At 34.1% G+C, this 14,342-nt stretch carries 15 protein-coding genes; 6 read left to right on the top strand and 9 right to left on the bottom strand.

The window, feature by feature from the left end; all coding sequences use genetic code 11:
* Together MKX31_RS28375 and MKX31_RS28380 are read right to left on the bottom strand one after the other, a co-directional pair.
* Window positions 1-918: Y-family DNA polymerase (locus MKX31_RS28375; RefSeq protein WP_340981902.1), on the bottom strand; the 918-nt coding region annotated here is incomplete at its 3' end.
* 112 nt (window positions 919-1,030) lie between these two features.
* Complete coding sequence (locus tag MKX31_RS28380; protein ID WP_340981903.1) at window positions 1,031-1,252, bottom strand: helix-turn-helix domain-containing protein; 222 nt, start codon at window positions 1,250-1,252, stop codon at window positions 1,031-1,033.
* Between the two features lie 299 nt (window positions 1,253-1,551).
* Here MKX31_RS28380 and MKX31_RS28385 point away from each other — a divergent pair, with 299 nt between their 5' ends.
* The 5 genes from MKX31_RS28385 to MKX31_RS28405 all read left to right on the top strand — a co-directional run bounded on the left by MKX31_RS28385 (window position 1,552) and on the right by MKX31_RS28405 (window position 5,369).
* Window positions 1,552-2,850 carry an FtsK/SpoIIIE domain-containing protein gene (locus MKX31_RS28385; RefSeq protein WP_340981904.1) on the top strand — a complete coding sequence of 433 codons (1,299 nt, stop codon included), beginning with the start codon at window positions 1,552-1,554 and terminating at the stop codon, window positions 2,848-2,850.
* On the top strand, window positions 2,789-3,364 hold the full coding sequence (locus tag MKX31_RS28390) for a replication-relaxation family protein (protein WP_340981986.1): 576 nt from the start codon (window positions 2,789-2,791) through the stop codon (window positions 3,362-3,364). Before MKX31_RS28385 ends, MKX31_RS28390 begins: the two co-directional genes overlap by 62 nt.
* 19 nt (window positions 3,365-3,383) lie before the next feature.
* Window positions 3,384-3,872, top strand: a complete 489-nt coding sequence (locus MKX31_RS28395; RefSeq protein ID WP_098487947.1) for a hypothetical protein — start codon at window positions 3,384-3,386, stop codon at window positions 3,870-3,872.
* A 128-nt stretch (window positions 3,873-4,000) separates the two neighbouring features.
* Complete coding sequence (locus tag MKX31_RS28400; RefSeq protein WP_098961849.1) at window positions 4,001-4,681, top strand: S-layer homology domain-containing protein; 681 nt, start codon at window positions 4,001-4,003, stop codon at window positions 4,679-4,681.
* A gap of 97 nt (window positions 4,682-4,778) precedes the next feature.
* Window positions 4,779-5,369 (top strand): DUF3967 domain-containing protein, encoded by a 591-nt coding sequence (locus MKX31_RS28405; RefSeq protein WP_340981905.1) that lies wholly within the window; start codon window positions 4,779-4,781, stop codon window positions 5,367-5,369.
* A 77-nt stretch (window positions 5,370-5,446) separates the two neighbouring features.
* On the opposite strand, the gene MKX31_RS28410 is transcribed toward MKX31_RS28405, so the two are convergent.
* The 7 genes from MKX31_RS28410 to MKX31_RS28440 form a co-directional block, all read right to left on the bottom strand.
* On the bottom strand, window positions 5,447-5,881 hold the full coding sequence (locus MKX31_RS28410) for a hypothetical protein (protein ID WP_340981906.1): 435 nt from the start codon (window positions 5,879-5,881) through the stop codon (window positions 5,447-5,449).
* 199 nt (window positions 5,882-6,080) lie between these two features.
* The gene (locus tag MKX31_RS28415; protein WP_340981908.1) at window positions 6,081-6,881 is read right to left on the bottom strand and encodes a DUF5677 domain-containing protein; all 801 of its coding nucleotides are present in this window, start codon (window positions 6,879-6,881) and stop codon (window positions 6,081-6,083) included.
* A 101-nt stretch (window positions 6,882-6,982) separates the two neighbouring features.
* Entirely contained in the window at window positions 6,983-7,357 is a 375-nt protein-coding gene (locus MKX31_RS28420; protein ID WP_340981909.1) for a hypothetical protein, read from the bottom strand.
* Between the two features lies 1 nt (window position 7,358).
* Window positions 7,359-8,180 carry a ParA family protein gene (locus MKX31_RS28425; protein WP_340981910.1) on the bottom strand — a complete coding sequence of 274 codons (822 nt, stop codon included), beginning with the start codon at window positions 8,178-8,180 and terminating at the stop codon, window positions 7,359-7,361.
* Between the two features lie 2,450 nt (window positions 8,181-10,630).
* Window positions 10,631-11,446: a hypothetical protein gene (locus MKX31_RS28430; RefSeq protein WP_340981911.1), complete on the bottom strand. Its 816-nt coding sequence runs from the start codon at window positions 11,444-11,446 to the stop codon at window positions 10,631-10,633.
* 60 nt (window positions 11,447-11,506) lie between these two features.
* Complete coding sequence (locus MKX31_RS28435; protein WP_340981912.1) at window positions 11,507-12,100, bottom strand: DUF4352 domain-containing protein; 594 nt, start codon at window positions 12,098-12,100, stop codon at window positions 11,507-11,509.
* Window positions 12,101-12,293: 193 nt separating this feature from the next.
* The gene (locus tag MKX31_RS28440; protein WP_154131762.1) at window positions 12,294-12,638 is read right to left on the bottom strand and encodes a helix-turn-helix domain-containing protein; all 345 of its coding nucleotides are present in this window, start codon (window positions 12,636-12,638) and stop codon (window positions 12,294-12,296) included.
* A gap of 537 nt (window positions 12,639-13,175) precedes the next feature.
* Between MKX31_RS28440 and MKX31_RS28445 the strand changes: the two genes are divergently transcribed.
* Complete coding sequence (locus MKX31_RS28445; RefSeq protein WP_445661313.1) at window positions 13,176-14,330, top strand: AimR family lysis-lysogeny pheromone receptor; 1,155 nt, start codon at window positions 13,176-13,178, stop codon at window positions 14,328-14,330.
* Window positions 14,331-14,342 lie beyond the last annotated feature (12 nt).

Genomic DNA, 14,342 nt, shown 5'->3' on the forward strand with positions numbered 1-14,342 from the left:
ACCAATAGAAAAATGGATAGTTTGAGCCAGTTTGTTTTGTCTTCTCGTGCGGTAACAAACTTCCTCGATATGCTCCAGCAGAATAATTGGGAATTCCTCTATGGTGTAATCACGCATAAGTATTTGGCTTTTACCAATAGAAGTTGTTGCTGGAACGTATTTTTCTGATATTCGGCTAAAATCAATGCCGTTGCTATGTAAGTGTAGTTCTTCGCCAATGATCCCAAAGCTCTGCTTTAAGTATTTCAGTGGATATTGCGCTAAGTCACCTATTGAATGAATCCCTTTTCGGTTTAACTTCGCTTCTGTCTTACCCGAAATTCCCCAAAACTTAGTAAGTGGTCGTATTGGCCATAATTTTATGGGTACATCTTCGTACTTCCAGAATGCTATACAATCTTTTGTTTTTTTGGCTTCTACATCTAAGGCTACCTTGCTCATTAAAGGGTTAGGACCAATTCCTATCGTGCATTCAATTCGTGTTTTCGCATATATCTCACGTTTGAATTTCAATGCGAATTCATATGGATCGCTAGCAAATAAATGAATACTATCCGTAATATCCATAAAAAACTCATCGATAGAATATTGATGGAAATCCTCTATAGGAACGTATTGTAGAGCTAATTTCGTGATGAAATTGGAGCATTTTATATAGGTGCTCATAATTGGATTTACCACTAGAATGTCTTTTCTACGAGGAATCTGATAATTCCTTGCCATCTTCATGACGCCCAACGCTTTAAGTGGTGGAGTTGCAGCTAATACAATTGATCCGCTCCTATTTACATCACCAACTACAGCTAACTTCGTGTGGAGTGGGTCTAATCCCATCTTGATACAACTGACTGAAGCATAAAAGCTACGAAGATCTACACATAAAACAATTCGATTCGGCAATATTGAATAGTCATACACCGTTATTCCCCCTAAATAACAGAACGTTAGTTCTTATTATATACGAATGTATGTTCTTTTATGAAGAGGTTTTTTCAAAAAAATAAAAATAGCCCCACTGGTTTTAGTGAAGCTACATCCAAAATTCGTTTTCATTTATGTTTTTACCTAACTTCTTCAATCCCCTTGTTATTTGGGATATAGTCGAAAATTTAGGCATGTATTCTTTATCATTACACACTTTTGAAATAGTACCTCTGCTCAACTTAGCAGCTTTCTCTAATTCCCCTTGTGTGATTCCTTGTTTGTCTAACCATTTACCGAATTTACTACGTCTTTTGCCTAATCCAAACACCTCTATCACCTCATGAATAGCTTGCCCCTTTCGTCATTTTTTTAAACGCGAGAAAAAAACTGACATAAAGACCAAACAGTACACAATACTTTTTACCATACCAAACAAATTACGATTATCAGTTCCAATTTGATAGCATTTTAAAACTTCGGTTCACCTATTCGGAATAGAATTCGCCCACAGAATACTGCTTCAGACATTGCAAGATTAGTATTTTCAATGATTCGTAGCTGTTTTTATCTCTTCTAATCTTCAGGGACTATTCTTGCAGAATTCATGAGAAATGGTGGTGTGAGTTTGTGATATTTGAGTTAGTAAGTTCAGCTGCAGTCGGTGGTGTAGTCTTTCTATCAAAAATGCATCAAAAAGGAGCAACAAATGATGCCTCTAAGATTCAAAGAATCTGCGCTAACTGCGGATTAAAAATAAAAGAAGGGAAAGAGACCAGGACTATACAGCTGCTTCGCAAAACGAGAAATGATTGGGGAGTCGAATATGCGTATAGGATTCCGCTTGGCCTTAGTTTCTCCGATTTCGAACAAAAGATACAGCATCTAGAGGATGGATTAAATCACAAGAGCAAAGTGTATGATTTCAAATTACAAGACTTCAAATCTCTCCGAATGCGAAAAGATATTTTAAAACAAATACAAAACATCATAAATAAGAAAAAACTCGTTAGAAAGGAAATTGAGCTGTCTTACGATGGTTTACTGAAAATACGTGTTTACGAGAAAGGGATTCCGGATTTTGTAAAGTTTGAAGAAGACATGATGAAGCAATGTAGGGGTTGGGAGGTCCCGATTGGTTATACAAGGAATGGATTAGTAAAACACGATTTTGACCAGTTATCACACATGATATCAGCCGGTATGACGGATATGGGTAAATCAAATGTATTAAAACTAATTATTACAGCCCTGGTACGTAACCAATCAGAAAACATAAAGCTCTTCCTTATCGACTTGAAGGGTGGTCTCTCTTTCAACCGATACCGATTCCTAAATCAAGTCGAATCAATTGCGAAGAATCCAGAGGAAGCCCTTGAAACACTAAGGGAATTACAAGATAAACTGAATGCTAGAAACGAATACTTACTAGAAAAAGGATACGAAGATATAAAAGAAGCCGGGGATCCAATTAGGTACTTTGTAATCGTAGATGAAGCAGCCGACATAGCGCCGTATCAGGAGTGCAGAGACATCATAGTGGATATAGGTCGTCGCGGCAGGGCAGCGGGATTCCGCTTGGTATATGCGACACAGTACCCGACAAACGAAGCTTTGCCATCGCAATTACGACAAAACATAGGTGCTCGTGTTTGTTTTAGATTACAGACAGAAGCAGGGAGCCGTGCCGTTTTAGATGAGGGTGGCGCAGAGAGTCTTCCTAACATAAAAGGAAGGGCAATATACCAAACGAATGAGAAGAAGGTATTACAGACGGTTTATATCGATAACAAGCAGATTGATAATATCATAAAACCACATATCAATATCAGAGCGAGAAAGGAGCACGAAGATGCAAAAACTAGCCATGAAGGAACAACGATTAGAAAGCATACTCTCCAGCTTGAAGAGATTGGGATTCTTGACTAGGAAACAATTACAGGTACTTCATAATCTTGGTGGAGACAGGAATGCATCGCGTGTGATGAAAGAACTTGAAGAATACGTATCTAGCTTTAGGGATTCTGAAAAAATTTATTATCTCAATAAGGAAGGGCGTGAACGTATTGGAAGCAAGAAAATACTCAAGCGTTCGAATCAATTCCGCCACTACATCATGCGAAATGACATCTACATTGCTTACGAATGTCCGAAAACGTGGAAGCAGGAAGTGAAAATGAATGTAAAAGGTATTGTTTCTATAATTGCAGATGCGCTATTCACGGATAATGGCCGTTACCACATTGTAGAGGTGGATCATGAGCAAAAGATGAGTGCGAACCGTATCAAGATGCAGAAGTATCGCAAATTGATTGAATGCAATGTATTTGAGAAGCCGCCTAAATTTATTTGGTACACCACAACGGAATACCGCAGAAAACAACTCCAGAAGCTTTGCGAAGGATTAGATTGCAACATCTTTACGGTTACTGATTTCCATTAAAAATAGGGAGATGGTCCATATGGCAGCAGAGACAATGAGCATCAAAGATTTTATGGATGGTAACTACGGGGCAAAGAAAAAGTGGAGCTTGTTCAAAAAGAAAGCAAAAAAATACGCACCCGTGGCGGCGCGAATAAGTATTGTGATCGGTAGTGCTATTATATTCAGCAATATTATAGATATTCCGCATGTATTTGCTGATGGAAATAATCCGGACGTGAATGAAGTATTTAAAGATGTGCAGTCCAACGATGGGAAGATAAAGAATTATATAGATGGCCAATTATATAATCGTATTGTAAATGCATTTGAACCGGTTATCTTCTTGATCAAAGCAGTGTCTTATCCAATCGCATCCGTTGTAGCGTTATGCGGTGGGTTATTCATTATGGTTGGTAGCCAGGAACGAGGCTTCTCCCTTATTTCAAGGGCGGGGATCGGCTATATAGTAGTTCAAATGATTCCGTTGTTTATGAGATTACTTGTTGAGATTGCTAAAGCTATTTAATTCTATTAACGGGTTTATTATTGGAATAAAAATCAAAAAAATTCCTTCTTTTACTAATTACAAAATAGTTATATAATGATTGTTGGAATTGTATTGTTGACGTTTAAAATAAAGGGGAGAGAATAGTAATGAAAAAATTATTAATTTCAGGTGTATGTGCAGCAGTATTTGGTACAACTTTTTTTGCAAATAACTCTATGGCTGAGACATCAGGGAATACCACAAATCAGGGAATACAAGCAGCGAGTGCTCAAACTAGTAAATTTATAGATGTGCCCGATTGGAATTGGGCATATAATGAAATTAACTACATGGTTGACCACAATATAATGTTGGGATACCTCAATGGTTATTTTGGAGCTGTAGAAAAAATAACGCGTGAAGATTTAGCGGTATTCTTATATAGAACGGTGAAAATTCCGGATTATGATATGTCACAGCCGATTCCTTTCAATGATATAAATGATTCAATGTTTAAAAAGGAAATTGCAGCAGCATATAAAAGTGGAATTTTCTCTTCCGCGTCTGATGGTCGTTTTAATCCAAATAGAGTTGTAACCCGAGCAGAACTTGCTCAAACTTTCAAAAACGCTTTTGGGTTAAACAAGAAGTTTGATCATCAATTTAACGATATGCAAGGGCACTGGGCCAATGAAGCCGTAGAAATTTTATATAGTAATGGTATTACTGGTGGTGTAGGTAATAATAACTTTAATCCAGACGGTACAGTAACACGTGAACAATTAGCGGTATTTCTATATAGAACTATTCCAATGTCTATCAAAGATCTACGAGATAACGCTAAGTAAAAATAATTAAAAGACTGACTCTTATGAGTCGGTTTTTTTATTTGCAGGAATTTTTTAACTATCATGGAATACTCTCACTAGGAGGTGTTGTGACGTTATGACGGACGAAATTGTTTATTCCGCAAGCGAAGTATACAAGCGACTAGGAATATCTGATAGCACCCTTAGGAAGTACATGGAAGTATTACAGCGAGAAGGATTCGCTGTAAAGAAAGATAATCGAGGCAGACGCCAGTACACAGACAATGACATTATGGTGATTGAGAAATTGATTGAGCTTAGCAAGCATGACGGCATGACGCTAGAGAAGGCAGCAAAGATGATAGCGCAGAAAATAGAAAAAGTTAATCCGGATCTGATTAAAGAAGAGCCAAAGGAAACAGACCTAATACCATTCCACATTCAAGAACAACTTCAGCAGCAGTATGGCGTTATGGCGCAAGAAATGAAACAGGGTATGTTGGCAATGGAGAAACGATTGAGTGAACAGGCGAAGCAAAGTAACGAGGTAATCAAAGCGAGTGTAGAAGCGCATAATGAGCGAGTGGAAAAACGATTGGAAGCGCGAGATGAGACTCTTATGAAAACACTACGTGAGATGCAGGAAACGAAGAGGTTGATGCAGGAGTTTCGAGATGAGGTTGCTGCATCGAAAGAGAAGAAAAAGCCGTGGTGGAGGTTTTGGTGATGTATTGTAGTAAAAAAGTAGAAAAGTGAAATCTGCGCTTTTCTACTTTTTTATAGTTGTCTTGAAATAAGTGACTACTAATTTTTTTTAACATCTAAAATGTCGTCTATTTGTTGCTGCATTTTTAATAATTCTTTAATTTTGCTTAATTCATTAATGTCCTCTTCAGTTAAGAAATCAACTACCTCTATATTATTAATGGTATCCTTAATTTTTTTAAATGCATCATCCATTATTTTTTGTATATCTTCGATGACAGTATATTCCCCTGGTTTTGCTTCCGGATCATATAAATAAAGCCCTCTATTTACTTGGAAGATTCCATTTTTTTCGTTATCTATTAATAATCTGTTTAGAGCTCCTGTTTTTGCCCCATCTGTAGTTTCTAAGTTGCTATCATCGATATACTGTTCTAACTCTTTTCGTTTGAATTGTTTCTTCACATTCTTTTCAAGGAATTCCATTGCAATTACACGTATTTTTGCTGCAGAACTTTCGGAATGATTCGCCATTATAATTCGCCCCTTTTTTAACAATCTAACAGAACTATAACACAATAATTAACGAATTTACAATATTTATTGTAAATTACTTTTTAAAACAGATATATCGATTTTATATCGATATAGTCATCGTGTGATTTCGATGAGTTTTTTGATAAAATAAAAAGCCGTTAAAGGATTTTTCCTCTAACAGCTTTTTGTTTCTTATTTAGTCATCTATTTTTACTAAAAGTTTTAAGTGATTAGCTAATTCAAGAAGTTTTTCTCCATATTCAGATATGCCTTCGAGTTCTTCAATATTATAATAATCTACTAATAATGCTATATTGCTTAAAAGTTCAAGAGTACTACAAAATGCATTTCCTATTATAAAAGTATACAGAGGTAAAGGCATTTGCTGACTAAAAGTTTCGAAATCCATATTCTCAATTAATCTTTGTGGATGAACCCAATTCGATGGTTCATCATAGAATTGATAATAGGATAATTCTTGGAATTCGGCACTCAATTCTTTCAAACTTTTTCCGCTTGCTATTTCATACCACTGTTTAAATTCTGGACGATTTACTTTTAAGTTTTCTGATTTAATCTGTTCCAGAGATACATTCTTAAAGTGAGCCAGTAGTTCGATTTCTTCAGAAGTAGCAATACTTTTTATTATTTCATTGTCACTTTCGAAGTATTTATTTAACTTATTGAAAGTTTCGAAGTCGTGTTTTTTATTAAAAAACTTAACATATACAGTTTTATCTGTAGCATTTATAAAAGCGTTAAATGCTACTATTAATTCAAACAAAGTTCTTTGTAAAGGGAAGACTCCATCAGTAATATTATTCTCTAGCAGGTGAAAAATAGTATTCATTCTTAAATTGATATTTCCGGCAAGATAAAACAATAATTCATCTACTTCATCTATTTCTTTATTTCTTGAACAGATACTCTTTATATCTTTTAATATTCTCTGAGTTTCTTCAAAAATTTTAATATAAGTTGGGAATTTTTTGTTCATATTGCTAACGTCTCCTATTCGACAGTAAAGTTGTTTTTATGGTGGAATAGTTACAAATATAGAAATATCCCTATTTCTAAATAGGGATATTTCTATATTTTTTACATCTCTGTTAAGAGCTTAAATTTCCTTTTTTGTTCAGCTGTTAGCTCATTTTCTACATATCTATCTATAAGCAAGTCGATGATTTCATAAGCGAATTTTGTGTTTGTAAGTTTCATTAATACTTCTAGTTCTTCTTTTGATTGATTAGAAATTTTAATGCTGCCTTGCTGATTTTTAAATTTCTTTTTTGATTCAGTTTTTTCGTTTCTTTTTTCTTTTTGAGTTACTTGCTTTTCTTCTGTCTTAGGTTGAGAAGGAGCAGATGGAACTTCATTATCTTCCACTACAGCTTGCCCTTGCTCTGGTACATAAGGCTCAGTAGGTTCAAAGTTACTTTTCTTTCTACCTAACAAACCAGGAGTTCTCGCCATTTTACACACCAACCTTCATTTTTTCAAACATATCAATACGAGATAATAATTCATCACTAATTGTTTCGTATAGTTCAATTACATTCATATCATGTCTATCTTTTTCAGTAATACCATTCACATCAAATCGTTTAATACGTTCCATTTGAGGGACAATGTTTTTGAATAGGTTTTCTTCACCGAAAATTTCACGAGCGTTCTCCATGATATATTCGTCAACCTTACCGTTGTTTTTTAATAGGACAGGAAGAACGCCAACTACTTCAATATCAAGATCATATTGTTCCTTTAACTTAATAAGCTCATTAATATAGTTCTCAGCACCAGTAAGAGAACGTTCTTGTGTTTGCAGAGCAATTAGAACATAATCAGAAGCTACAACTGCATTTTTTGTAACTTCTAGTGACATAGGAGGAACGTCAATAAATATGTAGTCGTATTTATGCTTTATTTTTTCAAGTAATCCTTTAAAGTAATGATCTTCTTCAGCTTCTGAAGAACAATTTTTATAAAGGAATTTTGCGAAGTCCTGAAAATCAACATAAGAAGGAAGTAAATGTAAGTTCTCCATAATTTCCACTTCTAAGCCGTCTAGTTTTCCCTCTTGTATACCTTTCATTAATGTTTTTTCAACAGTAACGATTTCATCAGGGTTAAGGATTGATTTTGTTAACATTAAAGACTTTGTTGCGTTACTCTGTGGGTCAAGATCAACAAGTAATGTACGCTTGCCCTTTTTAGCAAATTCATAAGAGTTCAATACAGCATTTGTGGTTTTACCGACTCCACCTTTGTAATTACCTACAGTAATTGTAATAGCCATTTTTAACACTCCAGTTATAGTTTTTGAAATTTCCCTATATCCCTTTATAGAAATAGGGAAAAATAGAAATAGGGAAATAGGGATATTTCTAACTATAGAAATAGGGATATTTCTATATCTTTATAGAAATTATAACAATGATATTTGGGTTATGCAATAGAATCATAGAGTTAGTAATTAATAACAAAAACGTTGGTATCAAAAGATTCTTCAGATGTATGAAATAGAGAGATTTAAGTAATAAATATGAAATTTCTTAGAGGAGATAGTAGACGCAAAAATAACGAAAATAGGGAAATATAGATATAGGGAAAAGGGGAAATATCCCTATATCTATAATTGGAAATAGGGAAATAGGGAAATAGGGAAATTATTCAGAAAGTGCGCAAATTCGCTGTTTACAAAGGGTAATGCTTGTTGTAACGTAATAAACAACAAGCAACATTCTACAAAACAAAACATATTTTGATAAATCAAATCTACATAAATAGATCGATAAGACAATTGAATATGAACACAAAACAAAAAGCCACTCCCATATGCTAACGGCTACCAACCGTTGCGGGAATGACTTGCCCTAGCAAGTGTACCACCACTTGACTAGAAAAAAACTGTATTCAACCACAGTGTTAACGTTTAAGTAGTGTACCATCACTTTCTTAAACAACTATGCCTTTTCACGAGGCTTCTTTGATATACCCATTTTATCTATTGTTTGGATAAATATCAACTAGTAAATACTAGTTTTGATTATTTTATAGTCCAAAAGATATATAACGGGCATCTCTAATCCTAGAAGTCTTGTGATTGTACAGGCCATTTAGGATTTGGGATGCTTTTTTGTTTTTTGTTCGCGTGGAATTGCCTGATACCACGTAAATAAAAACTGATAAGCCGTAATTCCGTGCTTCTATATAGAGGGAACATGTTACGGCGTGGCTAGCTGTTGGTCGTGCAGGGGGTACAGAGTATACGCCTACAAAAACAGCACCCCTCATTGGAATCCTGTTCTTCTGGTGAGGGTGGGCGAGAACTTGCCCAGGGACGATTCTCTAAAAGGTTCGGGTGGTTATCGTTAGCGTTACGGCGTTAGGGAGTACATTCAGTTTGTCGTGTAGGGACGATATTACAAGGACAAGCCATAGTAAAAGGATGTATGCGGTGAAGATCGCTGAGTGAACAGGGTCTATACATACGGATACCTTATAAGTGACCGCATGGCGAAAACAAGACGCTTATCCATCTATTTTGATCGATTACTTTTTTTGTAGTCTTTCAAAATAGGGGATAAATCTGCCTTCCAGCCGTGTTCCATAATTGTTCCCACATGATAAAAAACCCTCAAGACCTTCAGTCAAGGTTAAACTCGAAGAAAAGCAGAAAAATATGAGATTGTTTAAGTCCTGGGGGAACTACTCACTAAGATAGAGGAATAAATAAAGGATTTACTACTTACTTGGTTAGAGGATAAGGGGACGGATGGACAGTTTTAGAGGGTGTCCCACGGTATGTCTGTTTAAACTTGTTATGAGTTAGTAGTTCACCTTTAGTTAAGGTACTTTTTGGGTAACGACAGTAATGAAGATAAGGTTTAAATTAGATATATGAAGTTAATAAATAGGAGAATTATTGTTTGGTTTAGGATTGTTTTTTATCAATAAGATATAGTACGTGAAATTTATAGGATATAAAAAAATATGCTATCTGTTTGCTAAAATTTCAATTAAATTTGTACAATATATGTGTAAAGAAGAATGATAAAAATAAGGGGTAAAATAAAGTATAAGTTTGTATGATTGGTGATGTTAGCTATTATAAAAATTTCTTTGGAGATGTATTTTTGATGATTAAGAGCTATTTGTTTTGTATGTTGAACTTGTTAAGAATTTAGAAGCATGATGTACGTATATGGTTATTATATATATTTGGTATATCCAGGGATAATTAGGTACTTAACATTTAGTTAAGGTAAGAAGAGATCATTTTTTATGTATTTATTTCTGTTATACTAAATAAATAAGCCCAACGTATTGGCGTACGAAAGGCTTAGAAAGGTGGTGAGTATAATGGACCAATCAACAATCATTGCAGTTTGTTCGATGCTTATGGTTGTATTAGGAATAGTATCGTTGGCGACGACTATTCTGATTGCTTTCATTAACTCAAAGAAATAGAGTTTTATAAGTAGCATCTTAGTGTTAGAGCACTGAGATGTTTTTTATCTATATGGTATTACTGTAGTACTACTATAACAATTATATCAAATGTACATAAAAAATCAACGAGCACGTAATGGATATAATGTATATAAAAAAAAGACACCCTAAGGTGCCTTCCTCCGACTTGAACCACTTTAATTTTAATAATATGTATTGGACGCCAATCCAAATATTATTTTACCATGTTAAGTTATTTCACGCATTGATAAATATAGTTGATGTTTTAAATTGTCAGTATAGTAGATCCAACTCATCGCTAAGCTTTATGCAATCTTTATATAAATCCATAGTGTTTCTTTTTAAATGGTTAGTGCCTTCTGTTATCTTATCAATGTCGATTTTTTGCCTTCCGGTTACGTCAGCACTAAAAATTGAAGATAATCTTCGATACGCATTTAAAAGTGACGCATGTTGGCCATTTAAATAAGATAATTTTACACTTTGTTCTTGTGATATTTCAGATGGTTTTTCAACATAGGCAATAATTTGATCAATAATATATTTAGACGAATCTAGTTGAATACTTATTTCTCTAATTGATATGTCTATCTTTTGATTTGTAATAGCAATGGTCGTTAAATTATTTATTTTCTTTTGTGTTTCTTCTAATTCATCTAACTTTCCTTGAGCAACGGTTGCTATCTTATTAGATTCACCAATTAATGAGTTCAATTTATCTATTTTTGTATCCGATTCAGTTAAGTTAGTTTCAATTTGTTGTCTTGCATCTGCTATTTCTGTTAGCTGTTCCGTAGCATTTTGCAATGTACTTTCCGCTTCTTCAATTTTGTCCTTAGCTTTTTCTTCTAATGATTTTATGTAAGAGTAAATAACAGCTGCTAGTGCGGTTATCACTCCGATAGCTATAGAACCCCAAGTGATTATTGTAGAAATTTCCCCTTGCAAAAATGTAATTTGACTGTCTTTAGCAGAAATGATCTTATCCTGCACATCTTTCACATTTTCCAAAGACTCAACCTTCGTTTGCAACTTGCTCAATTGTTCCTTAATTTGTTCATTAGATATTGTAAATAAAGTAAATTTCACCGTTTAATCTCCTCTTATGTATTAATTCATAATTAAAAGCACTCTTTCGAGTGCCTTCAACTATTCTACTTTTAATTTAATTTCTTTTCCCATCATGCCGCCGCGAGCTTTTAATACTAACCCTTGTGCGTCAGCAGGAACGTCATAGATGATTTTTCCCGTTTGAGATAAACCAGGGTTAAGCTGTTTTAAGAAGAAATCAGATTTACCGCCGTTACCTACATCGAAAGCTGTTTGTGCTTGTGTAGAGTATGTAAATTCCCGATCTTTATTATCAACTAATTTGAAGCTGTTAGCATCAACAGTAATTGCATCTTTTTGATTGTTTGTAATAGTAATTTCAACTATTTTAAACACGCCTTGTGCTTTCTCTTGTAAGTATTCGCCGCCAACAGAATCGTTTGATTCAACAGATCCTACAGCGATTTTAACTTTAGAAGACTCGCCCTCTTTAGAAAGTTCTTTTTTAGGCTCTTCTTTTTTTGCTTCTTGTTTCTTAGGTTCTTTTTTAGCAGCCGGAGCTTGTGTTTCTTGTTTTGGTTCAGTAGAAGCTTTTTCTTTGTCGTCGTCTCCTCCACCTAACGCTGCACCAATAGCGCCAAGTACGATTAAAGCAATAAATCCTAAACACCCAAACTTAAAAATTTTACCCATTATGTAGTTCCCCCAGTGATAAATTGTAAGATTTCCGAGATTATCATAACAGAAACAGTTACAACTATTTTGTCATATTTTGTCGAACGGAAATAAAAAAAGAGAGCCTAAGCTCTCACTGGAAAGATTGGTAATATTATGTAAAATTTTACCTCTTTCCTTTGGAAAAGATTTCTTTTATGATGAAATCAAATCACAATATTTCATTATTCTCACCTAAGAACTTTACATAATGATCAAGTTGCTTACAGAAGTTCTCTCTTTGGTTTTCAGATAACGCCCCATACGTTTTTTGAACGCCAACCAGAGTATTGTGTAGTCTTTCATCATCAGTAGCGTCAGTGCGACCGGTAAGCGCATCTAACGATACATTAAAGAAGGAGGCGAGACAAAACAAAGTTGTAAGATCTGGCTCAGAAAAACCATTTTCATAGTTGTTAATTTGACTACGACTAAGGTTTAGTTCGTGTGCCAAATCAGCTTGTCTAAGCGAACGACTTTTCCTAAGATTTTTTAGAGTTTCACCTAAAGTTTTCATACTATCAGTATAGTTATAGACATATCGATATACTATAAATGATAGATATATTGTCTTATGTAGTATAATGATAGAAAAATAATCATATATCCAAAATAAAATAGAACAAAAGTTCGATTTTATGGTAATATATGCATGTGAGGTCTTTAATACGTCACATGCATAATTGCATATTTTATTTTCATGTCAATTGAGAAACCTTGTTGTACAGGGGTTTCTCAACTTTCTCAACAATTATAAGGTAACTCTATGACCGAATTTTGGGAAAAATGTGTTATTATGAAAACATTAAAATAAACGGACGTAAAAAAGACTCACAGCGTGTATAAGTAGTGTTAGCGCACTCTTACACCGCTTTCCCTAATGCGCTAGGGAAAACACTTACTGCAAGTCTTACATAAATTATAACACATCTTTTGAATGTAGTGACGCGTTTTCCTCAAAAGTTAAAAAATGGGTATAACGTGTCTTTTTGTTCCGGCAAGGAGGAGCAAAATAGTGGATAGCATCGCAATAGCTAACGAAAAAAATCAGGTAATGATGGAATTATTGAAAAAAATAAACAATGATTTATTTGCTTTAAAAATCACGAATAATGAACTATCTTCTTATTTAGGGATTGCAAAAAGCACAGTCTCTAGTATTTTGAACGGGAAAACGGAAATGAGTTTTAATTACTTAATCAAAATTATCATGAAGATTTACAAGAAGCCTTATGTTACGTTGAAAGATGAAATGATATCAGCTTACTTAATTCATGCAAAACCTGAGAATAGAAGAGAAGCTTTAGAATACGCTGCGTTCCGAAGAGAATTCGATTCTTTAAAGGCGATTACTGATATTGAGAAAAGTTCTGCTACTGAAATTAATCAGGAGTTTGCGAAAGTATACGGAATCATTTTTAGACACTGTAAGGATGTAGAAGAATATAGCCCTGAGGATTTTTATGATGATTTAGAAGAGTGCAAAAGTGATGTTTCATCATGGGAAATGAAAGTTCTGATTGATATCCTTTTATGTCAAACGTTGTATCAAACAAAAGAATATAAAAAATTATTTAAGCGTATTAGTGTTGCTGAAACAAACATAAAAGAAATAAAGAATAAATTTATTTATAATAGTTTTTTAGTCAGGATAAAAGAAGTGTTAATTGTCACTTGTATGATGCAAAATGAAGTAAAGCAAGCTAGATCGGCATGCATTGAATTAATGAATATGTGTGATGTGAATAATGGTTTTGTTATACAAAAAGCTAACTCTTATTACAACATGGGGGAATCATATATATTTGAAGATTATTCAAAAGCGAAAATGTTCTTGGAGAAAAGCTTAGCGGTTCTAAGTGACGAAATGTTTGCTGGAGAAAAAGATATCGAAAGAAAAAAAGAAAGAATTAAAAGTACGATAATTTTCTTGAAAATTCATCACTACAGAGACATACAAGATGTGTATTCTGGATTAGATAAGAACGGACATGTGTATTTAGAACTGCAAAAAGGGAACAAAGAAAAAGCAGAAAAGTATTTATTAGAGATCGAAAAAGAAAACGGTGCATTAAACGAATTTCAAACGTGTTACATGGGATTAGCCAGAAATGATAAATCATTATTAGAAAAATCCTATGTGATGTTTTTACAAAAAAAGAGTCTTTTTTATGCAAATTTACCTAAATTATACTTGGGCGATTTTTAAAAAAATGGTATA

The sequence above is a fragment of the Bacillus sp. FSL M8-0063 genome, from assembly GCF_038005545.1.
In the GTDB taxonomy this organism is placed as follows: domain Bacteria; phylum Bacillota; class Bacilli; order Bacillales; family Bacillaceae_G; genus Bacillus_A; species Bacillus_A wiedmannii.